At 69.7% G+C, this 21,837-nt stretch carries 22 protein-coding genes; 9 read left to right on the top strand and 13 right to left on the bottom strand.

Translation table 11 applies throughout. The annotated features are described in order from the left end of the window. Nucleotides 1-17: 17 nt before the first annotated feature. Together FB600_RS17600 and FB600_RS17595 are read left to right on the top strand one after the other, a co-directional pair. Nucleotides 18-797 carry a carbon-nitrogen hydrolase family protein gene (locus FB600_RS17600; RefSeq protein WP_098152986.1) on the top strand — a complete coding sequence of 260 codons (780 nt, stop codon included), beginning with the start codon at nucleotides 18-20 and terminating at the stop codon, nucleotides 795-797. Nucleotides 798-954: 157 nt separating this feature from the next. Beyond that, nucleotides 955-1,749 (top strand): SDR family NAD(P)-dependent oxidoreductase, encoded by a 795-nt coding sequence (locus FB600_RS17595; RefSeq protein WP_096751597.1) that lies wholly within the window; start codon nucleotides 955-957, stop codon nucleotides 1,747-1,749. Nucleotides 1,750-1,849: 100 nt separating this feature from the next. On the opposite strand, the gene FB600_RS17590 is transcribed toward FB600_RS17595, so the two are convergent. The 3 genes from FB600_RS17590 to FB600_RS17580 form a co-directional block, all read right to left on the bottom strand. Continuing rightward, a complete protein-coding gene (locus tag FB600_RS17590; protein WP_145757155.1) occupies nucleotides 1,850-2,257 on the bottom strand; it encodes an outer membrane protein assembly factor BamE in 408 nt (135 codons plus the stop codon). Nucleotides 2,258-2,406: 149 nt separating this feature from the next. Continuing rightward, entirely contained in the window at nucleotides 2,407-3,477 is a 1,071-nt protein-coding gene (locus FB600_RS17585) for an AI-2E family transporter (protein ID WP_145757154.1), read from the bottom strand. Nucleotides 3,478-3,817: 340 nt separating this feature from the next. Continuing rightward, a complete protein-coding gene (locus FB600_RS17580; RefSeq protein ID WP_080742261.1) occupies nucleotides 3,818-4,261 on the bottom strand; it encodes a rubredoxin in 444 nt (147 codons plus the stop codon). An 86-nt stretch (nucleotides 4,262-4,347) separates the two neighbouring features. On the opposite strand from FB600_RS17580, the gene FB600_RS17575 reads away from it, so the two are divergent. From FB600_RS17575 to FB600_RS17565, 3 genes are all read left to right on the top strand, one after another. Beyond that, nucleotides 4,348-4,926 (top strand): TetR/AcrR family transcriptional regulator, encoded by a 579-nt coding sequence (locus FB600_RS17575; RefSeq protein WP_096751599.1) that lies wholly within the window; start codon nucleotides 4,348-4,350, stop codon nucleotides 4,924-4,926. A 356-nt stretch (nucleotides 4,927-5,282) separates the two neighbouring features. Then, a complete protein-coding gene (locus FB600_RS17570) occupies nucleotides 5,283-6,287 on the top strand; it encodes a beta-propeller fold lactonase family protein (RefSeq protein ID WP_145757153.1) in 1,005 nt (334 codons plus the stop codon). 12 nt (nucleotides 6,288-6,299) lie between these two features. Then, nucleotides 6,300-7,310 carry a sterol desaturase family protein gene (locus tag FB600_RS17565; RefSeq protein WP_145757152.1) on the top strand — a complete coding sequence of 337 codons (1,011 nt, stop codon included), beginning with the start codon at nucleotides 6,300-6,302 and terminating at the stop codon, nucleotides 7,308-7,310. Nucleotides 7,311-7,341: 31 nt separating this feature from the next. Here the strand turns inward: FB600_RS17565 and FB600_RS17560 are convergent, their stop codons facing one another. From FB600_RS17560 to FB600_RS17535, 6 genes are all read right to left on the bottom strand, one after another. Further along, entirely contained in the window at nucleotides 7,342-8,829 is a 1,488-nt protein-coding gene (locus tag FB600_RS17560; RefSeq protein WP_145757151.1) for a nicotinate phosphoribosyltransferase, read from the bottom strand. Nucleotides 8,830-8,939: 110 nt separating this feature from the next. Continuing rightward, on the bottom strand, nucleotides 8,940-9,980 hold the full coding sequence (locus FB600_RS17555; protein ID WP_025097517.1) for a bifunctional nicotinamide-nucleotide adenylyltransferase/Nudix hydroxylase: 1,041 nt from the start codon (nucleotides 9,978-9,980) through the stop codon (nucleotides 8,940-8,942). A gap of 188 nt (nucleotides 9,981-10,168) precedes the next feature. Then, nucleotides 10,169-11,164 (bottom strand): L-histidine N(alpha)-methyltransferase, encoded by a 996-nt coding sequence (gene egtD, locus FB600_RS17550; RefSeq protein ID WP_098152991.1) that lies wholly within the window; start codon nucleotides 11,162-11,164, stop codon nucleotides 10,169-10,171. Next, on the bottom strand, nucleotides 11,148-12,419 hold the full coding sequence (gene egtB, locus FB600_RS17545) for an ergothioneine biosynthesis protein EgtB (RefSeq protein WP_098152992.1): 1,272 nt from the start codon (nucleotides 12,417-12,419) through the stop codon (nucleotides 11,148-11,150). Before egtB ends, egtD begins: the two co-directional genes overlap by 17 nt. A gap of 218 nt (nucleotides 12,420-12,637) precedes the next feature. Continuing rightward, on the bottom strand, nucleotides 12,638-13,024 hold the full coding sequence (locus FB600_RS17540) for a DUF427 domain-containing protein (RefSeq protein WP_013691065.1): 387 nt from the start codon (nucleotides 13,022-13,024) through the stop codon (nucleotides 12,638-12,640). A gap of 12 nt (nucleotides 13,025-13,036) precedes the next feature. Next, nucleotides 13,037-13,432, bottom strand: a complete 396-nt coding sequence (locus FB600_RS17535) for a hypothetical protein (RefSeq protein WP_127837706.1) — start codon at nucleotides 13,430-13,432, stop codon at nucleotides 13,037-13,039. A gap of 29 nt (nucleotides 13,433-13,461) precedes the next feature. Here FB600_RS17535 and alr point away from each other — a divergent pair, with 29 nt between their 5' ends. After that, nucleotides 13,462-14,589, top strand: coding sequence for an alanine racemase (gene alr / locus FB600_RS17530; protein WP_046582328.1), 1,128 nt, complete (start codon nucleotides 13,462-13,464; stop codon nucleotides 14,587-14,589). Between the two features lie 113 nt (nucleotides 14,590-14,702). On the opposite strand, the gene FB600_RS17525 is transcribed toward alr, so the two are convergent. Beyond that, nucleotides 14,703-15,521: an enoyl-CoA hydratase gene (locus FB600_RS17525; RefSeq protein ID WP_046582327.1), complete on the bottom strand. Its 819-nt coding sequence runs from the start codon at nucleotides 15,519-15,521 to the stop codon at nucleotides 14,703-14,705. Nucleotides 15,522-15,932: 411 nt separating this feature from the next. Between FB600_RS17525 and FB600_RS17520 the strand changes: the two genes are divergently transcribed. Further along, nucleotides 15,933-16,271 (top strand): hypothetical protein, encoded by a 339-nt coding sequence (locus FB600_RS17520; protein ID WP_036036705.1) that lies wholly within the window; start codon nucleotides 15,933-15,935, stop codon nucleotides 16,269-16,271. A gap of 15 nt (nucleotides 16,272-16,286) precedes the next feature. Beyond that, complete coding sequence (locus FB600_RS17515; RefSeq protein WP_013691068.1) at nucleotides 16,287-16,505, top strand: hypothetical protein; 219 nt, start codon at nucleotides 16,287-16,289, stop codon at nucleotides 16,503-16,505. Nucleotides 16,506-16,739: 234 nt separating this feature from the next. Here the strand turns inward: FB600_RS17515 and FB600_RS17510 are convergent, their stop codons facing one another. The 3 genes from FB600_RS17510 to FB600_RS17500 all read right to left on the bottom strand — a co-directional run bounded on the left by FB600_RS17510 (nucleotide 16,740) and on the right by FB600_RS17500 (nucleotide 20,774). Next, nucleotides 16,740-17,936 carry a porin gene (locus FB600_RS17510; protein ID WP_013691069.1) on the bottom strand — a complete coding sequence of 399 codons (1,197 nt, stop codon included), beginning with the start codon at nucleotides 17,934-17,936 and terminating at the stop codon, nucleotides 16,740-16,742. A gap of 498 nt (nucleotides 17,937-18,434) precedes the next feature. Beyond that, the gene (locus tag FB600_RS17505) at nucleotides 18,435-20,105 is read right to left on the bottom strand and encodes a rhodanese-related sulfurtransferase (RefSeq protein ID WP_227743956.1); all 1,671 of its coding nucleotides are present in this window, start codon (nucleotides 20,103-20,105) and stop codon (nucleotides 18,435-18,437) included. A gap of 54 nt (nucleotides 20,106-20,159) precedes the next feature. Continuing rightward, entirely contained in the window at nucleotides 20,160-20,774 is a 615-nt protein-coding gene (locus FB600_RS17500) for a cysteine dioxygenase (protein ID WP_096751607.1), read from the bottom strand. Between the two features lie 62 nt (nucleotides 20,775-20,836). Here FB600_RS17500 and FB600_RS17495 point away from each other — a divergent pair, with 62 nt between their 5' ends. Next, on the top strand, nucleotides 20,837-21,751 hold the full coding sequence (locus tag FB600_RS17495; RefSeq protein WP_096751608.1) for a LysR family transcriptional regulator: 915 nt from the start codon (nucleotides 20,837-20,839) through the stop codon (nucleotides 21,749-21,751). Nucleotides 21,752-21,837 lie beyond the last annotated feature (86 nt).

Raw genomic sequence — 21,837 nt, 5'->3', positions numbered from 1 at the left:
CACGCCAGGGAGCAGCGATGCAGACAGGGACAGTCAGGATCCTCTACGTGCAATGGCCCGACGGCCTGCAGCCGAGCGGCGCGGCCTGGGAGGCGATCCGCCGCGCCGTCGATGCCGAACAGGCCGACCTGCTGGTCACCAACGAGATGCCCTTCGGCCCGTGGCTGGCGATCACGCCCGACTACGATGCCGAGGCGGCCGCGCGCAGCGTGGCGCTGCACGAGGAGGCCCTGGCGGCGCTGGGCCGGTTGCAGGTGGGGGCGGTGCTGTCCTCGCGGCCGGTGGCGCAGGCGCGGCGCCTGGCGAACGAGGCCTTCGTGATCGAGGGCGGTGCCTATCGCTACCTGCATCACAAGAAGTTCTTTCCCGAGGAGCCGGGCTGGCACGAGGCGAGCTGGTTCGAGCGCGGCCGCGAGGGCTTCGAATGCGCGACGGTCGGCAAGCTGAAGCTGGGCGTGCTGCTCTGCACCGAGCTGTTCTTCAATGAGCATGCGCGCGCCTACGGGCGCCTGGGCGCCGACCTGATCGTCACGCCGCGCGCCACCGGCCACGCCGTCCAGCACTGGTTCACGGCCGGCGCGATGGCGGCGATCGTGGCCGGCGCGGCCCTGGTCAGCTCGAACCGCCATGGACGCGCCACGCCGACGCTCGAATTCGGCGGCACCGGTTTTGCTATCTCACCGACGGGCGAATCGCTCGGCACCACCTCGCAGGCCGCCCCATTGCGCGCGATCACGCTCGACCTCGCCGCCACGCGGGCCGCCAAGCTGGCCTATCCGTGCTACGTGAAGGAATGAGGCGAACGCAGCGAACCGACCGCGGCCGGCGGATCATGCAATCCGGCCCGGCCGCCGCCGCGTGCGAGGCGATTCGCCCGAGCTGATGCATCCTGTGCCGTGCGCGCAGCCAGCGACGCGCGGCACACCGTTTCCACGCTTCCAGGGACTCCGAATCATGCAAATCAACCTGACCGGCAAGACCGCCCTCGTCACCGCCTCCACCAGCGGCATCGGCTATGCCATCGCGGAAGGCCTCGCGCGCGCCGGCGCGACCCTGATCATCAACGGACGCAGCGAGCGCTCGGTGGATGCCTCGCTGGCCACGCTGCGCTCCTCCGTGCCCGGCGTGAACGCCTCGGGCGTGGCCAGCGACCTGTCCGGCGCGGCCGGCGTCAAGGCCCTGGTCGAGGCGGTCCCGGCCGTCGACATCCTGGTCAACAACGCCGGCATCTACGGCCCGAAGCCCTTCTTCGAGATCGACGACGGAGAATGGGAGCACTACTTCCAGATGAACGTGATGTCGGGCGTGCGGCTCTCGCGCCACTACCTGCCGGCCATGCTCGAACGCGACTGGGGCCGGGTGGTGTTCATCTCGTCGGAATCGGCGCTCAACATCCCGGCCGACATGATCCAGTACGGCTTCACCAAGACCGCGCAGTTGTCGATCGCGCGCGGCCTGGCCAAGCTCGCCGCCGGCAGCGGCGTGACGGTCAACTCGGTGCTGCCGGGCCCGACCATGTCGGACGGCGTGAAGGCGATGCTCAAGGAAACCGCCGACCAGGAAGGCAAGACGGTCGACGAGGTGGCCGTGGAGTTCGTGCGCACCCAGCGCGCCAGCTCGATCCTGCAGCGGCCGGCGACCACCGAGGAAGTCGCGAACATGGTGGTGTACGTGTGCTCGCAGCAGGCGTCGGCCACCACGGGCGCCGCGCTGCGCGTGGATGGCGGCGTGGTGGACACGCTGGCCTGAGCCGGGCCGGCGGCGGCAGGAAATCGACGAGAGCGCCCGGTGATAACCGGGCACCGGGGGCGAGCGGGCCGCCGGGTGCCGCGGGAAAAGCGGGAAGACCTCAGGAAACCGGCACCGCGCGCTTGAGCAGGCCTTGCCGGTCCGCCTCCATGCAGGTGGCGAAACCGTGATGCGTGACGATGCCGTGACGGTCGAACACCACGTAGTAGGGCCGATGTTCGTTGCCGTGCTGGAGCAGGTAGTTGTAGCAAGTGCCGGTCCCGTTGCGCACCATCCAGACGCTGGCGGGATTGCCGCCCGCGCCCACCACGCGCTGCTGGGTGGCGCCCGGCTGGGAAGCGGCCTTCGGCACCGGCAGCTTCGCGTACGAGAACGAGGGATGATGCAGCCAGCCGAACCAGGAGCAGCCCGACAACAGCAGGCTCGCGGCGAACGGCGCGGCGAGGGAGGAACGCGGGGGCGGGGCTAGCAGGCCGGTCAGAACCCGGCCAACACGATCGGTCGTCATTTCCGCATCCTAATCCACCTCGACGACACGAATGTGGAAAACTTTAAAACCCCGCATCGAAAATCGACCGGCCCTCGCGTGCGAACGGGCATGCAAGCATGTGCCCGGGAAGGCCGATGCGTTGCGTGCGCAACGATCGAGGCGAATCCTCAGTGGATCCATTCGGTCCACAGCACGGTCAGCACCGTCATCAGCGCGGGCCCGATGAACAGGCCCAGCAGGCCGAAGGTCTCGGCGCCGCCGAGGATGCCGAACAGCACCAGCAGGAACGGCAGGCGCGCCGAGCCGCCGATCAGCACCGGGCGCACGAAGTGCTCGGCGACGAACACCACCACGAAGCCGAACACGGCCAGGCCGATCGCCCAGCCCGTCGCGCCCTGCACCAGGAACAGCCAGATCGCGGCACCGCAGAACACGATCGGCGCGCAGAACGGCAGCATGGCGGCCACCGCCGTCACCAGCCCCAGCAGCGCCGCGTGCGGCACGCCCGCGAACCCATAGGCGATGCCGAGCAGCGCGCCCTCGCCGAGGCCCACCACCACCAGCCCCGTCACCGTGCCGTAGATGGCCGAGGCCATGCGCTGGATCAGCGAGGCGCCGTTGGCGCCGAACGCGCGCTGCACGCCGCGCATCAGCGATGCCGAGATGTTCGGGCCGGCCCGGAAGATCACGAACAGCGTCACCAGCATGAAGCCGAACAGCACCGCCGCATGCACCACGCGCGAGCCAAAGGCCTTGCCGTAGCTGACGAAGACCTCGCTGTTCATCGCCTTCACGCCGGTGGGCGCATGCAGCGGCTGGGCCAGGTTGGCCTGCCACCAGGTGCTGACCTGCTGCGCGCCGAACGGCAGGTGCGAGACCGCGTCGGGCACCGGGATGCCGTTCAGGCGCGCGTCGCGCGCCCAGGCGAACACTTCGTGGACCTGGCCCGCGGCCTGCACCACCGCCACCGCCACCGGCACCACCAGCAGCAGGCCGACCGCCGAGGTCAGCACGATCGAAACCACGGTGTGGCGCCCCGACAGCCAGGGCACCTCATCGATGCGGCGCAGCGCGGGCCACAGCGCGATGGCGATCACGCCGGCCCAGGCCACGGCCGGCAGGAATTCACGGATTACCCACAGCGCGAGCGCGACGAGTGCTGTGTAGAGCACGCCGAGCGCGATCGCCTGCGCTTTCGGGCGTTCGGAATCCGACGTCGAACGGGAGGAATGGATCATCGGGACACTCTGGGCGCAATGGAATACGCAGATGGTGACGGTGTCGTCATCTTAAAGGACGATCACGGCGGGCTTGCGAAATGCTTGGTGGAATCGAGCCGCGTGGCGGGTGATGCGGATGGGCCGGGGCACAGCGGCCGGCAGCCCTCGAAACGGTTCGATAGCGAACGAAGTCAATCGTGGCCTGCTTGCCGATAATTCGTTCGACATGGCAGGTAATCGAAGAAAACGCGTAGCAGACAGGCGCCGGTCGTGGGTGATCGGCGACGCGTCGGCAAAAAGAAAGAAAGTGGCTTGCGCATCTCGCGAAGCCGGATCGCAAACGAAGCGGATGAACGAATCAGAAAGCCATCAGGGCGAAGTCTTCCTTGCCGACGTCGCAAAGCGGGCAGCGCCAGTCGTCGGGCACCGCCTCCCAGCGCGTGCCCGGCGCGAGGCCATGCTCGGGATCGCCGCTGGCTTCGTCGTAGATCCAGCCGCAGATCAGGCAGACGAACTGGCGGAATTCGACGACGCTCGGCACTGGCTGGTTGGGCTCGGCCTCGGCGGCGGCGGAATCGAGCGCGTGAGCAGGCACCGGCGCATGGACCTCGCCCTCGTCGTCGAGGCTCACCACCAGCGGCTCCGCGCCCTGGGCCGGCGCGGCGGCCAGGTAGGCGTCGAGCGCGCGGTACAGGCGCCCGGCGTCCTCGCCGCTCAGGCCGAGGCTCAGCGGCTGCCCGCGCGCCTCGCCGAGCCGGCGCGGCGAAAACTGCAATTCGAGGGCGGTACCTTTCTTGTACATGGAACAGCTCGGGATAATTCGGATACTCGATGGTATCTGTATACTGCCCGGCATTCAACCGAGATTCCGATTCGACGGAGACAGGCATGGCCAGACTGACGCGCGAGGAAAGCCAGGCGCAAACCCGCCATCGGCTGCTGGAGGTAGCCGCCGCGCTGTTCACGCGCGACGGCTACGCGGCCACCTCGCTCGAGCGCATCGCCGAGGTGGCCGGCTTCAGCAAGGGCGCGGTCTACTCGAACTTCCCGGGCAAGGAAGCGCTGTTCCTGGAAGTGCTGGAAGCGCATGGGCAGCGCAGCCTCGCCGACCTGCACGCGGCGATCGACGGCGCCGCCACGCCGGCCGACGCGATCGAGCGGATCGCCGGCTGGGCCGACCGGCATTCGCGCCTGGGCAGCTGGCCGCTGCTGGTGCTCGAATACGCGCGCCACGCCAAGCCTGCCGACAGCTTCCGCGCCTCGCAGGAAGCGGTGCTGCGCTCGCATTGGCGCACGCTCGGCGAGCGTCTGCGCGGGCTCGATCCCGCGCTCTCGGTGGATGCCGAAACGCTCGGTGCGCTGATCTTCGAGCTGACCTACGCGCCGGCCATGAGCTTCGTGAGCCGGCCAAGCTCGGGCGAGCTGCTGCGCGCCGCGCTCGGCGGCCTGTTCGGCACGCTGCGCTGAGCCGCGCCGGGGCTTCCCCAACTGGTTGCCGATACAAGCAGTTCGACAAACGGCTTTCAGCCGCCTGCCACCTTCCCCACGATCACCCCGCATCGCGCTTGCGGCCGGCTTCGATTCCGATCGCATCGGCTTGCGGCGCGACGATCGATTGATGCGCGCGCAAGGCCGCCATTGCGGCGCGCAAGCGCGATTGTTCCACTCATACGCGGCGCTCATCGTTTCATCCGCACAATGCATTGGACGCTCATCGGGCTGCCCGGTAAGTTGCGCGTCAGCCCAGCGCGCGCGACACGCGAGACCCTCGCCGTCATTGCCGCGCGTCGCCGCTTTCGTCACGCTCGCACCAGGAAGTCCCGATGTTCCGCTCCCCCGCCGCGCGCCTGCGCGTGCTGCTGCTGTCCCTCTTCTGCGCCGCCGGCGCCCCGCTGGCCGCCCATGCCGACAACGTGGTGGTGCTCGATTCGGGCGAAGCCAGGCTGAACCTGATCGACGAGGCCTCGCGCAAGGTGGTGGCCACCCTGCCCGCCGGCAAGGAGCCGCATCACCTGATGATCACGCCCGGCGGCAAGACCCTGATCGTCGCGAACTCGGTGTCCGACAACCTGATGTTCGTCGACCCGCCCACCGGCCGCGTCGAGGGCACGCTGCAGGATATCGAGGACCCCTATCAACTCGGCTTCTCGCCCGACGGCCGCTGGTTCGTCACCAATGCGCTGCGGCTCGATCGCGTCGACATCTATCATTACGAGGCGCCGCTGCACTTCACGCTGGCCAGGCGCCTGCCGCTCGAGAAGATGCCCAGCCACATGACCTTCTCGATGGACAATCGCACCGTCTACGTCTCGCTGCAGGAATCGGGCGAAATCGCCGCGATCGACCTGCCGACCCAGACCGTCGACTGGCGCATGCACGTGGGCCAGGACCCGGCCGGGCTGTGGATGACGCCCGGCAACCGCTACCTGCTGGTCGGCATGACCGGCGAGGACGACGTGGCGGTGGTCGACTGCGTCACGCACCAGGTGGTGAAGAGGATCCATACCGGCCGCGGCGCGCACAACTTCCGCTCGCTCGACGACGGCCGCCACGTGGCCGTCACCAATCGCGTCGACAGCACCATCAGCGTGCTCGACTACGCGGCCCTGACCAACACCGGCGACATCACCGGCCTGATGCCCGGCCCCGACGACATGGAACTGTCCGCCGACAAGCGCTTCCTGTGGGTCACCTTCCGTTTCTCGCGCCATGTCGGCGTGATCGACCTGGCCACGCGCAAGCTGGTCAGCACGATCGCCGTCGGCCGCTCGCCGCACGGCCTGTTCTTCGCCGACCGCGCGCCGGTCCATGCACCCAACCCGGATTGAGGCGGGCCCGCCATGATCGACGCGCTGCTGGCTTCGGCCGACAACCTGATCGCCACCGCGCAGACGGCGCTCTACGTGGACCTGGTGCAGCCGCTGCTGTTTCGCGCCCACCTGATGGACTATGACGAGGACATCTACGACGCGCTGTACTGGGTGATCGTCGCGGTCTGCGAGATCGCGCTGACCTGGGCGCTGCTGCGCCCGCTGGAGGCCTGGCGGCCGATCGAGCGCTGGCCCGAGCGCCGCGCGGTGCGCGCCGACGTCTGGTACACCTGGATCGCCAAGCTCGGCGTGGTCAATGGCCTGTTCTTCGTCTACCTGCAGCCGCTGTTCAACCACGCCGAGACCTGGATGCAGGTGCATCGCGTCTGGAACGTCAATCTCGACGAGTTCTGGCCCGGCGTCTCGGACCGGCCGCTGGTCTCGTTCGCGATCTACGCGCTCGCGCTCGACTTCGCCGGCTACTGGTACCACCGCTGGCAGCATCGCTTCGGCGTGTGGTGGGAACTGCATGCGGTGCATCACAGCCAGCGCCGCATGTCGTTCTGGAACGACGACCGCAACCACTTCCTCGACGTGCTGATCCAGGCCGCGTTCTTCGCCCTGCTGGCGCTGCTGATCGGCGTGCAGCCGGGCCAGTACGTGGTGCTGGTGGCCGTCGGCAATACCCTGCAGAGCATCCAGCACGTCAATGCGCGCCTGTCCTACGGCTGGCTGCTGGAGCGGCTGCTGGTGAGCCCGGCCTTCCATCGACGCCATCACGCGGTCGAGTATGGCCATACCGGCGTGGCCTATGGCTGCAACTTCGGCGTGCTGTTTCCGTGGTGGGACATGCTGTTCCGCACCGCCGACTGGACCCGCAGGATCGAGCCGACCGGCATCTCGGACCAGTTGCCGGGCGATGCGGGCCCGGGCCGCGATTACGGCGAAGGCGTCTGGGCGCAGAACTGGCTCGCCTTCATGCGCATCGCCAGCCGCATCCGGCTGGCTTGCGGGCGGGCTTTCGCGGCGCGCTCGGCCTGAACCGGCGCCGGGCGCGCCGCCGCTCGCCGCCTCAGGCGAGCGGGACCGGCACCTCCTCGGCCTCGGGCTGCCGCGCCTCGCTCGCGACTTCATGCGCGTGCGCACGCGCGCGAACCTCGGCCAGCGTCACCTCCTCCAGCAGGCGCCCCGTATCGAACACGGTGCGCAGCGCATCCTCCCATTCGCCCTCGACCGCGTGGTCGTCCCATGCGGCCGGCATCGCCACCGTGCGATAGGCGCCGGTGCCGCGATGGCGCTGCAGCGTCAGCCTGCCCTGCTTGGAGCGCTTGCCGGGATCGGTGACCGGGTCCTTGCCGACCGGGTGCCAGACCTCGCCGCGTCGGATCGCCGAGCACTTCATCGCGAAGCGCTGCGTATCGCGATCGACCTGCTGCAGCAGCGCGCCGCCCATCCCGAACACCACGTTGCCGGCCGAATAGCCGGCCGCGTCGAGCGATGCCAGGATGGCCTCGATCGAGGCCTCGTTGACGCCGTCGCCCTGGATCACGCGCACGTGGTTCAGCACGCGGTGCCCCTTGCGGTTCACGCTCGCGCCGAAGGCGGCGTCGAGCGCGCGCACGGTGGCCAGCACGATGGTTTCCGGGTCGCCCGAATCGGGGCGCACCACCAGGGTGGCGCCCGAGTCGATCACCTGCTGCCGCAAGGGACCGCCCCACAGGTCGAGCGCGGCAAACAGGTCGTAGGAATCGGACACCACCGAGACGATGCCGCCCGGCTTCGCGCAGCGCGCCAGCACATGGCGGTAGGCTTCGAGCTCGCCGTCGCGGCCCCAGGAGGTGATCGTGCTGTGCTCGGCGGCCGGCACCGAATAGGCCGCCATCGGCTCGCGATAGAAGCGGTTGGCGGCCAGCACGCCGAGCACCGTGTCCGAACCCATGAAGCTGACCAGGTGCGCGGCGCCGCCGATCGCGGCCGACTCCGCGCTCGACACGCCGCGCGCGCCGAAATCGTGGAGCTTGAACGGCAGTTGCGAGAGATCCTCGTCGCCGCGTTCGAGCCAGTGCCGAATCGTCTGGCGCAGATGCCAGCTGCGGGTGGCGACCGTCACCGGGTACCAGATGCGCAGCAACATGGTCTCGACGTGGGACGCCAGCCAGAACAGCTCGGGATCGGTGCATTCGACCGTGATCAGCGCATTGCCGACCGGCACCACCGAGCCTTCCGGCACCGCGCGGATGCGCACCGGCAGGTAGCCGTCGTAGCGCTCCACCACGCGGCGCCAGCCGGCCTCGTTGAAGGGCTCGCCGTGCAGCGCGAAGAAATCGCGCGCCTCGTCCACCATCGAGTGCGTGACGGGCCGGTACAGGTATTCCTTGAGCAGCATCTGCAGGCCGAAGAACAGCGTGCGCTCGTAGCGGCCGCCGCGCGATTCGACGTAGGAGAACATCGCCGTCGCGTCGGGCGGATATTGCAGGTAGTGGGAGGCCTTGTACGAATCCGTGTTGAGGATCGGGTTGGCAAGGATCGCGGCGAGGCCGCCGGCTTCGGTGCTGTGCATGGTCAGAGCTCCTCTGGACCTGGGGGAAGGCCGCCGGGTCTATCCTGGCGGGCCGGTCGCGCCCGGCGTGGCCGGGCGCGTGAACTACGGTGAAGCATGGACGATGAGAATCAGAGCTTGCCGAGGAAGTGATAGGCGATGTCGAAGTGATCCTCGAACATGCGCTCGCGCATCGTCTCGAACTCGTTGAGCGGCACCCAGCGCGCCTTGTCGGCATCGTCGCTGCCCTTCACGCGCGGCAGCTCGCCGGTCGGGAAGTGGAACAGCGAGGCATGCGTGATGGTGCGCCCGCGCAGCGAGCGCGTCGGGTGGTCGAACACCTGGCGGTCCTTGAGCGAGCCGCGCAGCACCGGCTCGGGCAGCTTGAGCCCGGTTTCCTCGCGCAACTCGCGGATACAGGCCGCGTCGATGCGCTCGTCCTGCTCGACGAAGCCGCCCGGCAGCGCCCACAGGCCCTGCCCCGGCGCGCTGCGGCGGCGGATCAGCAGGATATGGCCGGAGTGCACCACCACCGCGTCGACGGTCACGAAGGTGACCGCGTAGGGCGCGGCGGCCCACTTGCGGTGATAGGCGGCGATGAACTCGGCTTCCGACTTGAGCTGCGCGAACTCGGGCCGCGCCTGGAACTGCTCGAGCCAGGCGAACACCGGCGCGGGCACGGCCCAGGACACGAAGCTGTTCGGGCGCTCGGCGAAATACTGCGCGCGGATCTCGGTGGCGGAGATGTCCTCGTTCGGCTCGACCTCGACGAAGGGCCATTGCGGGAACATGCGCAGGTAGTACGAGGAGGCGTCCTTCTCGTGGCCGATCAGGCCCACGCGGCCGGTGGCGGCGGCCTCGCCGAGCGCGGCGGCCACCGCCTGCTGGATCCAGCGGACCCAGTCGGTGTCGTTGTACATGGAGTCCTGCACCGGGACGATCATGACGCGCTCGCGCTCGTCGGCGTCGAGCATCGACTCGAGCATCTGGCGGCGCTCGTCGAACGAGAACGGATCCTTGATGGTGCGGGGGCGATCGGTCGAGCCGACCAGCACGCATACGCGCGGCGCCTGGGCCAGGGCGGCCTTCAGGACATGCAGGTGACCACGGTGGGGCGGCTGGAAACGACCAATGAAGACGAGCGCGTCGAAGCGCCTGGACTGCGTGCTCATGAGGCTCCCTCAAGAGTTGGAACGCTCCGGGTCTATCCCGAAGACTGGTGCCATCCTAAATCGGCACGAGTTCGAGCGTCAATTCGAATTCGCGGGCAGGGCCAGCGCCGCAGCGGGGCTCACCAGGGCGCACGCGCCCGATGAGACGCGGCGCCGGCCGGCCACCGCGTCGGCAACGCGCCCCGCGTTCAGCGCGCCGGGCTTTCCAGCCAGTGCAGGCTGAACAGTTGCGCCTCGTCGGTCCACACCTTGCGCGGCACGTAGCCGGCACGCTCGGCCATCCCGCGGAAGCCGTCGAGCGTGAACTTGCGCGAATTCTCGGTGTGGATCGTCTCGTCCTCGGCGAACTCGAAGGCCTGGCCGCCGACCTTCACGGTCTGCGCGCGCAGGCTGACCAGGTGCATCTCGATGCGCTGCAGCCGGCTGTCGTAGAACGCGCGATGGCGCCAGGCGTCGAGATCGAAATCGGCGCCCAGCTCGGCATTGGCGCGCGCCAGCAGGTTCAGGTTGAAGGCCGCCGTCACGCCGGCCGCGTCGTTGTAGGCGCGCTCCAGCACCGCCGTGTCCTTCACCAGGTCGACGCCGATCAGCAGGCCGCCGCCGGCCAGCAGCGCGGCGGTGCGGCCCAGGAAGGTATCGGCCTCGCGGTTCGAGAAATTGCCGATGGTCGAGCCGAAGAAGATGCCGATCCGTCGATCCGGCACGCGCGCGAGCTCGCGCATCGCTTCGGGCTGCAGATAATCGGCCGCCACCGGCTGCACCTCGAGCGCGGGATAGTGGCGGCGCAACGCGGCGGCCGACTCGCGCAGATAGGCCGCCGAGATGTCGACCGGCACGTAGCTGGCGGGCGGCTCGGCGGCCAGGCAGGCGTCGAGCACGAAGCGGATCTTCGACAGCGAGCCCGCGCCGAACTCGATCAGGTTCGCCTCGGCGCCGATCGCCTGCGCGATCTCTCCCGCGTGCGCCGCCAGGATCGCGTGCTCGGTGCGCGTCGGGTAGTACTCGGGCAGCTCGCAGATCCGGTCGAACAGCGCCGAGCCGGCCGCGTCGTAGAAATACTTCGGCGAGATGCTGCGCGGCCGGGTACCCAGCGCGTCGAGCAGGTCGCGCAGGAAGGGGTTCCGGGCAGGCGGGCGACTCGCGCTGTTGGGGTTCGCGCGGAACAGCTCAGAGGTCTCGTACAAGGCGTACTCCTGTGAATTGCCAGCGCGCGGCCGGCGGGAAGAAATTGCGGTAGGTCGGCCGCGCATGGCCCGGCGGCGTGGCCAGGCTGCTGCCGCGCAGCACCTGCTGCCCGACCATGAACTTGCCGTTGTATTCCGATGCGATGCCCGGCAGCGGCCGGAAGCCCGGATACGGGTCGTAGGACGAGCGCGTCCATTGCCAGACGTGGTCGAGCATCTGCGCGATGCCGGGCAGCGCGCAGGCCGCCTCCCATTCGAACTCGGTCGGCAGCCGCGCGCCGGCCCACTCGGCATAGGCGGCCGCCTCGAAGAAGCTCAGGTGCGCCACCGGCGCGTCGGGATCGAGCGGCCGCAGGCCGTCGAGGCCGAAACCGAGCCAGCCGGGCAGGCCGGCGCCGGGATCGTGCGCGTCACTCGCGAGGCCGAGCGCGCCGGCCTCGCGCGACTGCCAGTAGGCCGGCGCGCACCAGCCCTCGCGCTGCACCGCGGCCCAGCCGTCGGACAGCCACAGCGCCGCGGTCGTGTAGCCGCCGTCGGCGATGAAGGCCGCGTAGTCGCGGTTGCTCACCAGGCGATCGGCGATCTCGAAGGGCCGCAGCAGCGCCTGGTGGCGCGGGCCCTCGTTGTCGAAGGCGAAGCCGCCGCCGTCATGGCCGATCTCGACGATCCCGCCCGCGTGCGCCAGCCAGCGCGCCTCGCCCGCCGGGCTGGCCGGCATGCGCGGCGCGGCGCCGTCGTCGCGATAGGCGGGCAGCAGCGGATTCACCGAGAAGGCATGCAGGATGTCGGTCAGCAGCAGTTCCTGGTGCTGCTGCTCGTGGTTGAGCCCGAGCGTGATCTCGGGCGCGATCTCCACCAGCAGCGGCAGGTCCGCGCCGCGCACCAGCTCGAGCAGGGCCGTTTCCACGTGATGGCGATAGGCCAGCACGTCCTCCAGCGAGGGCCGCGACAGCATCCCGCGCCGCGGGCGCGCATGACGCGGCCCGAGCGCCTCGTAGTAGGAGTTGAAGAGGTAGGCGTAACGCTCGTCGAAGGGCGTGTAGCCCGGCGCGTGACGCGCCAGGATCACGGTCTCGAAGAACCAGGTGGTATGCGCGAGATGCCACTTGGTGGGGCTCGCGTCGGGCATCGACTGCAGGACCTGATCCTCGGGGCTCAGCGGGCTCGCGAGCTCGAGGCTATGGCGCCGCACCGCGGCGATCTCCCGTTCCAGGGTCGACGCGAGCGTGCGCGCCGTCAGTTCGTTCTTGGTCATCGGTCGGATTCCGGGAGTGGCGGCCGGCCCGCTTCGGCGGACCTGGCCATGGATATCTTCAGCGAGAGTCCGCGAGCCGCGGCCCGTGCCACGGTGGCGGATGGTGCGCAAGGTCGCCCGGGCGCGATACGCGCGGGCGGGCGGATCGGCACGCGAATCATGCGTTCCTCGAGTTCGTGGAAAACGCGGTCGCGGTTACAGTGCCTTGGCGGATTGGATCAGGCGGCGATCTCGATGGCGTCGACGCGCTCGGGATAGAACGCGAAATGGCCGGCGATCGGTGCCACCGCCTCGTGCGGCGATTCGTAGGACCAGATCGCGTTCTCGCCGCGCGGGCCGAGCGCGGGAATCGAGTAGTAGGTGGCCTCGCCCTTGTAGGGGCAGTAGCTGGTGTGGCTGCTGCGCACCACGCGCGTGACGTCGATATCGGCGCGCGGGATGTACTGCACGGGCGGATAGCTGGCCTCGCGCAGCGTCAGCGCGCCGTGCGTGTCGGCCAGCGGCGCGCCGTCGGCCAGCACGCGGACATGGGCGCCGGTGGGCGCGATCGTAATCGGATGATCCGGGCCGGGAACCCGGACGGGGCGATCGGATGACGAGGACATGGGGTCGCTCCTTCAGCGTGCTTCGCGCTTGAATATTTCGGCATCGTACGTCGATTTCGTGACATGCGTACGAGGCCGGCACCAACCCGGGCCGCCGGCCCGCGCACGGCACGCCATGCAGGGCCGGCAAGCGCTGGCGCGGCCGCTCGCGCGATACGGAAATGCGAGCAGGTTCGGCCAGCCGCAGCCGGGCTTGTCTCCCGCCGCAGGTTCCATGCCCGCAACCGGGGCCGGATGATGCACGCCGGCGGCGGCCCAGGCCGAGCGCCCCGCCCGGCCTAGGGCAATCTTTACCAAAAACGTGACAAAAACATTAAATAAAACTGCCTCGATGCCCATATGATGGCGTCCGTCACCATACCAACCGCGAAACGCGCGATCGATCGCCACTGAGAGGCCGATCGGCAAGGCGCATCGCCATTCCGACCGAGACCGCCATGCCCCGTCCCATCCTTGCCCAGATCCGCCCCGCCGCGGTCCGCCACAATCTCGCGGTGATCCGCCGACGCGCCGCCAGCTCGCGCGTATGGGCCGTGGTCAAGGCGAACGCCTACGGCCACGGCATCGAGCGGATCTATCCGGGGCTGGCCGAGGCCGACGGCATCGCCCTGCTCGACCTGGACGAGGCGGTGCGCGTGCGCGAGCTGGGCTGGACCCGGCCGGTGCTGCTGCTGGAAGGCCTGTTCGAGGCCGCCGATGTCGCGATCGCGGATCGCTACCGGCTCAGCGTCGCGGTGCACACCCCGGAACAGCTCGACATGCTGGCCGCCGCGCGCCCGACGCGCCCGATCGACATCCAGCTCAAGATGAACTCCGGCATGAACCGGCTGGGCTTTCGCCCCGACGTCTATCGCGAGGCCTGGCAGCGCGCCTCGGCCACGCCGGCGGTGGGCCGCATCGCGCTGATGATGCACTTCGCCAATGCCGACGAAGGCCAGGCCGACTGGCAGATGCAGGTGTTCGACGCGGCCACCCAGGGCCTGCCCGGCGAACGCACGCTGTCGAACTCGGCCGGGGTGCTCTGGCATCCGGCCGCGCACCGCGACTGGGTGCGCCCCGGCACCATCCTCTACGGCGCCTCGCCGACCGGCGTGGCGCGCGACATCGCCGACACCGGCCTGCTGCCCTCGATGACGCTGAGCAGCCGGCTGATCGGCATCCAGACCATCGAGGCCAACGAGACGGTCGGCTACGGCCGGCGCTTCGCCGCCTCCAGCGCGATGCGGGTGGGCGTGGTGGCCTGCGGCTATGCCGACGGTTATCCGCGCCACGCGCCCACCGGCACGCCGATCGTGGTCGACGGGGTGCGCACGCGGGTGGTCGGCCGCGTCTCGATGGACATGCTGACGGTCGATCTCACGCCCTGCCCGAACGCGCGTATCGGCTCGCCGGTCGAGCTGTGGGGCAGCCAGGTGCATGTCGACGAGGTGGCCGAAGCCGCCAGCACGATCGGCTACGAGCTGATCTGCGCGATCGCGCGGCGCGTGCCGGTGGAGGTCGAGCCGCTGGTCGACACCGAGCCGCTCGAACTGCCGGCGCTGCGCACCGGCAGCTACGGGCGCTGATTCGGCGTCGCTGCATTCCCCGCGGGCACCGGCTCGCGCCCGAGCCATCCCGGCGGACGCGGGCAACAGGCCAGCCGGCAGCGCGCGCCTCGCGCGCGCCGCCGGCCTCGATCTCAGGCTTCGCCCGATCGGCCCCAGCGTGGCGGCCGCTTCTCCAAGAACGCGTCGATCCCCTCCTCCACGTCGGGCTCCATCATGTTGTCGGCCATCACCGCGGCTGCGTGGCGATAGGCTTCGTCGAGCGGCAGCTCGCGCTGGCGATGGAACATCGCCTTGCCATGACGCACGGCGGCCGGCGACTTCGCCACGATGCTGGCCGCCAGGCACGCCACCGCCGCATCGAGCGCGTCGGCCGGCACCGCCTCGTTGACCAGCCCCCAGTCGCGCGCCGTGCTCGCGTCGATGAAGCGCCCGCTGACCAGCATCTCGAAGGCGCGCTTGGCCGAGACGTTGCGCGACAGCGCCACGGCCGGCGTCGAGCAGAACAGCCCGACCTCGATGCCGGAGACGGCGAAGCGCGCCGTGTCGGCCGCCACCGCCAGGTCGCAGGCCGCCACCAGTTGGCAGCCGGCCGCCGTGGCCACGCCCTGCACGCGCGCGATCACCGGCACCGGCAGGCCGCGGATCGCCTGCATCAGGTCGCTGCAGCGCGTGAACAGTTCGAGGTAGTCGCGGCGGGCCGTGGCCGAGCCGAGGCGCGCGCGCATCTCGCGCAGGTCGTGGCCGCCGCAGAAGGCGCGGCCCTCGGCGGCCAGCACCACGCAGCGCAGCCGCGTATCGCCGGCCAGCGAGTCGAAGGCGCGACCGAGCTCGGCGAGCATCGCGTCCGACAAGGCGTTGGCCTGGGCCGGCCGGTTCAGGCGCAAGGTGGTCACGCCCTGGGCGTCCTCGCGCAATACGTGGGGTTCGTCCTTGCCTGCTGGGGAATGCATGTCGCCCTCCTGGCTGCCTCGATGTTTTCGTATTTTTCAACGGGGCGTCGCGCGCACGCGACGGTCCTGCGCGCCACCTTACACCGCTTCGGACCGAGCCGAGCCGCCTCGTCGCCTGTCGCAGCATGCCCTGCCGCGGGCAGAACCGCGCCGCGTCTGGCGCCGGCGCCGACGCCGCGTTTCATGCCTCGCGACCGCACCGAAAATACTGTATATTCATACAGCACTCGACTCGCCGGCGGCCGGTAAAAATCGCCTGCCGGACAGTGTGTCCATGAGACAATCGCTCGTTGGCCGAAGCTCGCCGCGCAGTGCAATCGCGCGGGGCACCGGCCGACACGGAACGCGCCGCCATGGCGGCTGGTTCCGGTGCCACACGGAGAATACATAGTGAAACTGGTTGGATGCGGGTTGCTGTTGCTGGCGGTCACGTCGCCGGCATTCGCGGGCGACCACTACGTCGAAATCTGGAATCCGCCCGAAGCACGCGGCGGTGCCCACCACGACATGGCGCCGGCCGTGCCGAAAGCACCGAAACAACACAAGCGCGTCGCACCGCGCCTGGTCGACGCGGGCGTGCGCCCGCCGGCCGTGGAAGCCGCCAAGCCGCTGGCAAGGCCGCACGCGGCCACGCCGGATACACCGCGCGCCGCCCCGGGCACGCCCGAGATCCCGCGCCTGTTCACGCCGGACGGCAACGTGCTGCGGGTCGGCACGCCGGCCGCCGCGGGCGTCACCATCCTGCGCTGACGAAAGCCCCCGCCGATGGAAGCCGAAACCTACAAGGGCTACCAGATCTGGGGCCATGCGATCCTCCAGCAGGAGGAGATCATGCAGCCCGATCGTTATGCGGCCAGCGGCACCATCACGCGCAACAACCGGCTGGTCGACGCCTCGAGCGTGCTCGGCGTGTTCGATACCGAGGATGCCGCGCGCTTGGCCGGGCTCGAATGGGCGCGTGCCTGGGTCGACAGCCACGGCTGATGCCACGGCTTGCTTGTCTTCCCCGCTGTACCACCACATGCATGGCCTGATCGGGCCAGCCATCCTTTCCAGGCAATTCCCCTCGCTCGACATCTCGCCGCCGGCTCGCCTGCGCGACCGATCCGCCGGCAGCCTCATCGTCCAGCCATGAAAAAACGGGCAGCCCCGCCGAGGCGGGAGCTGCCCGTTTTGCATTCGCGAGCGCGCCGCGATGCGCCGCGCCCGCGCGCTCGATCAGAAGCGGTGGATCAGGCCGACGCCCAGGCCGACCTGGCCGCGCGTGGTGGCCGGCGTGCTGTTGAAGCCGTCGCCGATCGAGGCCGTCGCCGCGATCACCTTGCCGTTCGACAGCGTGTTGCCCGAGGCGTGCTGGTAGGCCTCGACCGCGTACAGGCCGGTGCGCTTGGACAGGCTGTAGTACTGCGAGGCCGTGACCTGGTGGTAGCGGGCCGCGCTGGACACGCCGTTGGACAGCGTCGCCGCCGTGTAGCTGTAGCCGAGCCCGAAGTCCCACACGGCAACCGGCTTGAAGTGCAGCACCGCGCCGGCGGTGTTGAAGGTGGCCGTGTTGCGGAAGGTCGAGTTGGCGCCCGGGATGTACTGCACGTTCGAGTAGGAGACCGTCACGTCGAACTGCGAGGTGAACTGGTAACCGCCCGTCACCGCCACGCGCTGCTGCGCCTGCGCCGTGATGTAGCCGTTGTTGATCGCCGACACGGCCGTCTGCGCGCCGCCGTTCGAGGTGGTCGAGTTCGGGCTCCAGGCGCCGCCGCCCGAAGCCGCGTTGTTGACGCGCTGGAACGCCGCGGCCACGCCGAGCGGGCCGTTGGTGTACTGCAGGCCCGCGCTCCAGGTCGAACCGGCGTTGACGCTGCCCGGCTGGCCGCCGAACGAGTAGGAGCCGCCGAACGTGAAGCCGTAGTACTTCGGCGACATGTAGACCAGCGAGTTGTTGGCACGGTAGCTGGTGTCGAGCGAGTCGATATCGCCCGGGTGCGCGCCGAAATAGCCGGTCAGCCAGGTGGTCGGGCTCCACGGCGAGAGCAGCGTGTAGTAGGCGGTGTACTGGCGGCCGGCGGTCAGCGTACCGTACTTGGTATCGGACAGGCCGACGAAGGCCTGGCGCGTGAAGATGCCGCCGCTGAACTGCGAGTTGCCGTTGGCGGTATTGACGCCGGCTTCCAGGGTGAACACGGCCTTGGTGCCGCCGCCCAGGTCTTCCGCGCCCTTCAGGCCGAAGCGGCTGCCCGCCCAGACGCCCGTCGACATCTTCACCGACGAATGGCCGTTGGCCGTCTGGCCCAGCGAGCCGCTGCTGTTCTGGTAGGCCAGGCCATTGTCGACGATCCCGTACAGGGTCACGCTGCTCTGGGCGTGCGCGGCCGTGGCAAGGCCGGCTGCCGTGATGGCAACCGCTACGTGCTTTTTCATTGCTTCTCCATCCTCAGGATTCTTTGGTCTCGTGTGCTACGGGCATGGGCGAGTTTCCATGCCGGCGCCATTCTGACCGAGAAGCTGACAATTCCCTACCTGTCAAAAGTGCATCGTCGGTTCGGCGCAACGCGGGAATTCACTAAACGGTGAGCGTTTGAGCGCGATGCACAAAGCGTTTTTCGTTTGATTGTCGAATCGATGAAACCGGTCCCGGCATAAACCCTGATTTACATTTCAGGCGCCAAACCCAGGTGCGTCAGGCTGGCGCCGGCGTTTGAATTGATGCGACGCAGCAAATCAATTGCATGCGATGTATTGCCTTGTCTCGGCCGGAAACGCGAGTAGACAGACTTACAAGTCTGTTTGCGGATCGGGCGATCGAAATGTCATATGTAAGGATCGACCGGGGAGCGCGACGAGGCAGGGACATCGCACGTCGCGCGTCGATCGAGGCGGGGAGTCGGCCGCGAACGGCGGCCGGGAAGGAAGCGCCGCTCAGATCACCTTGAAATGATGCGTGCCGTCGCGGCCCAGTTGCTCGACCAGGCCGAACTCCCAGTCGAGATAGGCCTGCATCGCGGCGGCCGCGTTGTCGGTGCCCTCGTAGGGACGCCGGTAGCGATCGGTGCGCGGCGTGGCCAGGCGCGTCTCGCCCGCCTCGACGGGCAGGCCCGCGTCGATCCAGGCCAGCGTGCCGCCCTCGAGCACGAACACGCCGACCTCGGCCGGCAGCAGCGCGCGCAGGTCGACGGCCGCGAAGGCGGCCAGTTGCGAGGTATTGCAGGTCAGCACATAGCGCCGCGCGGCCGGAATCGTCGCGAGCGCCGCGCGCAACTGCGCGCGCACCGCGTACCAGGCGCCCGGCACGTGCCGCTTCACGTAGTTGGCGCTGGCCGTCACGTCGATCACGGCCACCGCGGCATCGGCATCAGTATCGGCATCCACTCCGGCTTCGGCGCGCCAGGCGGCCAGCGTGGCCGGCGCGATCCGCTCGATCGGCGCGGCCTCGGGCACCTCGGCGCGCCAGGCGCCCAGCGCCGAGCGCGCCTCGGCCGCCACCGGCTCGACCACCCTCACCTCCCAGCCCATCTGCGCCAGCCACGAGGCGCTCATGTCGGCGCGCACGCCGTCGTCATCGGCCAGCACGATGCGCGCGCCGCGCACCGGCGCGTGATGGTCGGTCTCCTGCACCAACTGGCCGCCCGGCGCGCTGGCGAAACCGGGCAGGTGGCCCGCCGCGTATTCCTCGGGCGTGCGCACGTCGAGCCGGTAGACGGTGCGGCGCCCGCCCTCGGCCAGCGCCGCCACCTCGGCCGCCGCGATGCGCGGCACGCCGGCCTTCGCGGCCACCTCGCGGGCGCTGCGGCGGGCGGCCTCGCGATGCGCGTCCGAGATGGTATCGGGGAAGCGTTTCGCCGCGCCATGGTCGAGCGTCTGCCCGGCCAGCAGCCAGCCGATGGTGCCGTTGCGCAGCGCCGCCACCGGGTTCGGCAGCCCCGCGTTGACCAGCGACTGGGTGCCGATGATGCTGCGCGTGCGCCCCGCGCAATTGACGATCACGCGCGTGGCCGGATCGGGCGCCAGCTCGCGCACGCGCAGCACCAGCTCGGCGCCGGGCACGCTGGTCGCGGTCGGGATGCTCATGGTCTGGTATTCGTCGAAGCGGCGCGCGTCGACGATCACCACGTCGGCGCGCGCGTCGATCAGCGCCTGCACCTCGGGCGCCGACAGCGAGGGCGTGTGGCGCTCGGCCTCGACATACTCGCCGAAGGACTTGCTCGGCACGTTGACGTCGATGAACAGCTCGCCGCCGGCCGCGCGCCAGGCGTCCAGGCCGCCGTCGAGCAGATGCACGCGCGTGTAGCCGAGCGCGGCCAGCACGCGCGCGCCGCGCGGCGCGAGATCCTCGCCGAGCGCCTCGCCGTACAGCACGATCGTGGTGTCGCGGCGCGGGATGCGCGTCCAGGCCTCGAGCTCGAGCTTGGACAGCGAGAGGTTGGCGGCCCACAGCGGATGGCCGTGCGCGTAAGGGTCCTCCTCGCGCAGGTCGACCAGGGCGATCTCCTCGCGCGCGAGCAGCGCGGCGCGCACCTCGGCGACGGACAGGCGGGGAAACTCGACGGGAACGGCGGAGGAATCGACGGAAGAAGCAGGCACGGTGTTCATCGACAAGAAGAAAGGGAAAGGAACGATGGAATCGGAATCCGGGTAGCGCCCAGCTCAGTTGCGCACGGCCTGCGCCGGCAGCGTGTAGCCGGAAATGAACAGCTTGCGCGTGCCGTCCTCGCGATAGACCGAGCGCTCGACCGCGCCGATGTCGGCACCATACACGTGGATGCTGATCGAGACGCGGTCCGTGTGCACGTTGCTGACGCGATGGATATCGCCGAGCGCGGGCGAGACCGCCTCGACCTGCCCCGGCGCGAGCCGCACCGGCTCGCCCTCGGGCAGCGGCCGGCCATCGGCGGCCAGCGCGTAGGGCTGCGAATCCTCCGCGCCGCGCAGCATGCCGATCAAGCCCCAGACGGTGTGATCGTGGATCGGCGTGGTCTGCCCCGGGCCCCACACGAAGCTGACTACCGAGAAGCGCGCCTCGGGATCGCGATGCAGCAGGAACTGCTGGTAGCGCTCCGGATCGGGCTGCGCGAAGTTGTCGGGCAGCCAGTCGTCGCGGGCCACCAGGTCGGCCAGCAGCGCGCCGCCGTCACGGACCACGCGCGCCTCGTCGGGCCGCGTGTCGATCAGCCGCGAGAACGCGGCGACGAACTCGGCCAGCGGAGGCGCGGCACGCTGCGCGTCTTCCGCCAGCGACTGATGCAAGGAAAACGAACTCATCGGGGACCTCTTGGAATATGATTCGGGCTTATAACCCTGATCGGATTGCATGCAAAAGTAACATGAAAATCGGCGATATCGATGCATTCGCGGCCGTGATCCGCTGCCAGTCCCTGAGCCAGGCCGCACACGAGCTCGGCATCACGCAGCCGGCCATCACGCGGCGCGTGCAGAACCTCGAGGAAGCGCTCGGCGTCGAGCTGCTCGACCGCAACACCAAGCCGCCGCGCCCCACCGACCTCGGCCGTCGCGTGCACGACCAATGCCGCGCGGTGCTGCGCGAGGTGGAGGCGCTGCGCGAGATGGTGCGCGCCACCCAGCCGCCGGCCGGCGCGTTCCGGCTCGGCATCACGCACGGCATCGGCGAGCTGATGCTGCCTGAATTGATCGCGATGCTGCGCGAGCGCTGGCCCTCGGTGGCGCCGCGCGTCGAGGCCGGCTGGGCCGGCGCGCTGCTCGACAAGCTCTCGCTGGGCGAGCTCGACGCCGCGCTGGTGTTCGTGGCGCGCGACACCGCCCTGCCGCCGCACGTGACGGGCGAGCGCCTGACTGCCACGCGCCTGGCCGTGGTGGCCGCGCGCGGCGCCTGCCCGAAGCGCAGCTACCGGCTCGCCGAGCTGCACGCGCGCGGCTGGGTGCTCAATCCCGACGGCTGCGGCTTTCGCGCCAGCCTGAAGCGCGCGCTCGACGCGCAGCGGCTGCCGCTCGCGGTCACGCTCGACGCCTTCGGACGCGACGTGCAGCTGCAAAGCGTGGCGAACGGCTTCGGGCTCGGCCTGGTGCCCCTGCCGCTGGTCGAGGCGAGCCCGCTGCGCGCAGCGCTGGAGATCGTCAACGTCAGCGACTTCCGGCCGCCGATCGATCTGTGGCTGGCGCAGCGCGACGGCGTGGAGCGGCTCGCGGCGCCGGCGCGCGCGGTGGGCGAGGCGGCGCGCGAGCAGTTCGAGGCGCTTGGCGCGGCCGACCTGGCCGCCTGAACGACAACGGGCGGCGCGGCTTCGGGCCGGCCGCCTCGTCGCGTGGCTCGCGCCGCGGCTCACGTCGTTCGTCTTCGCTGCTTCCC

It is taken from the genome of Burkholderia sp. SJZ089 (assembly GCF_007828315.1).
GTDB lineage: Bacteria > Pseudomonadota > Gammaproteobacteria > Burkholderiales > Burkholderiaceae > Burkholderia > Burkholderia gladioli.
This window is presented reverse-complemented; position numbering and strand designations above follow the sequence as displayed.

Excerpts from the sequence above, each read along its gene's own strand:
- FB600_RS17600 (WP_098152986.1), top strand. The coding sequence starts at position 18 with ATGCAGACAGGGACAGTCAGGATCCTCTACGTGCAATGGCCCGACGGC.
- FB600_RS17595 (WP_096751597.1), top strand. The coding sequence starts at position 955 with ATGCAAATCAACCTGACCGGCAAGACCGCCCTCGTCACCGCCTCCACC.
- FB600_RS17590 (WP_145757155.1), bottom strand. The coding sequence starts at position 2,257 with ATGACGACCGATCGTGTTGGCCGGGTTCTGACCGGCCTGCTAGCCCCG.
- FB600_RS17585 (WP_145757154.1), bottom strand. The coding sequence starts at position 3,477 with ATGATCCATTCCTCCCGTTCGACGTCGGATTCCGAACGCCCGAAAGCG.
- FB600_RS17580 (WP_080742261.1), bottom strand. The coding sequence starts at position 4,261 with ATGTACAAGAAAGGTACCGCCCTCGAATTGCAGTTTTCGCCGCGCCGG.
- FB600_RS17575 (WP_096751599.1), top strand. The coding sequence starts at position 4,348 with ATGGCCAGACTGACGCGCGAGGAAAGCCAGGCGCAAACCCGCCATCGG.
- FB600_RS17570 (WP_145757153.1), top strand. The coding sequence starts at position 5,283 with ATGTTCCGCTCCCCCGCCGCGCGCCTGCGCGTGCTGCTGCTGTCCCTC.
- FB600_RS17565 (WP_145757152.1), top strand. The coding sequence starts at position 6,300 with ATGATCGACGCGCTGCTGGCTTCGGCCGACAACCTGATCGCCACCGCG.
- FB600_RS17560 (WP_145757151.1), bottom strand. The coding sequence starts at position 8,829 with ATGCACAGCACCGAAGCCGGCGGCCTCGCCGCGATCCTTGCCAACCCG.
- FB600_RS17555 (WP_025097517.1), bottom strand. The coding sequence starts at position 9,980 with ATGAGCACGCAGTCCAGGCGCTTCGACGCGCTCGTCTTCATTGGTCGT.
- egtB (WP_098152992.1), bottom strand. The coding sequence starts at position 12,419 with ATGACCAAGAACGAACTGACGGCGCGCACGCTCGCGTCGACCCTGGAA.
- FB600_RS17540 (WP_013691065.1), bottom strand. The coding sequence starts at position 13,024 with ATGTCCTCGTCATCCGATCGCCCCGTCCGGGTTCCCGGCCCGGATCAT.
- alr (WP_046582328.1), top strand. The coding sequence starts at position 13,462 with ATGCCCCGTCCCATCCTTGCCCAGATCCGCCCCGCCGCGGTCCGCCAC.
- FB600_RS17525 (WP_046582327.1), bottom strand. The coding sequence starts at position 15,521 with ATGCATTCCCCAGCAGGCAAGGACGAACCCCACGTATTGCGCGAGGAC.
- FB600_RS17515 (WP_013691068.1), top strand. The coding sequence starts at position 16,287 with ATGGAAGCCGAAACCTACAAGGGCTACCAGATCTGGGGCCATGCGATC.
- FB600_RS17510 (WP_013691069.1), bottom strand. The coding sequence starts at position 17,936 with ATGAAAAAGCACGTAGCGGTTGCCATCACGGCAGCCGGCCTTGCCACG.
- FB600_RS17505 (WP_227743956.1), bottom strand. The coding sequence starts at position 20,105 with ATGAACACCGTGCCTGCTTCTTCCGTCGATTCCTCCGCCGTTCCCGTC.
- FB600_RS17500 (WP_096751607.1), bottom strand. The coding sequence starts at position 20,774 with ATGAGTTCGTTTTCCTTGCATCAGTCGCTGGCGGAAGACGCGCAGCGT.
- FB600_RS17495 (WP_096751608.1), top strand. The coding sequence starts at position 20,837 with ATGAAAATCGGCGATATCGATGCATTCGCGGCCGTGATCCGCTGCCAG.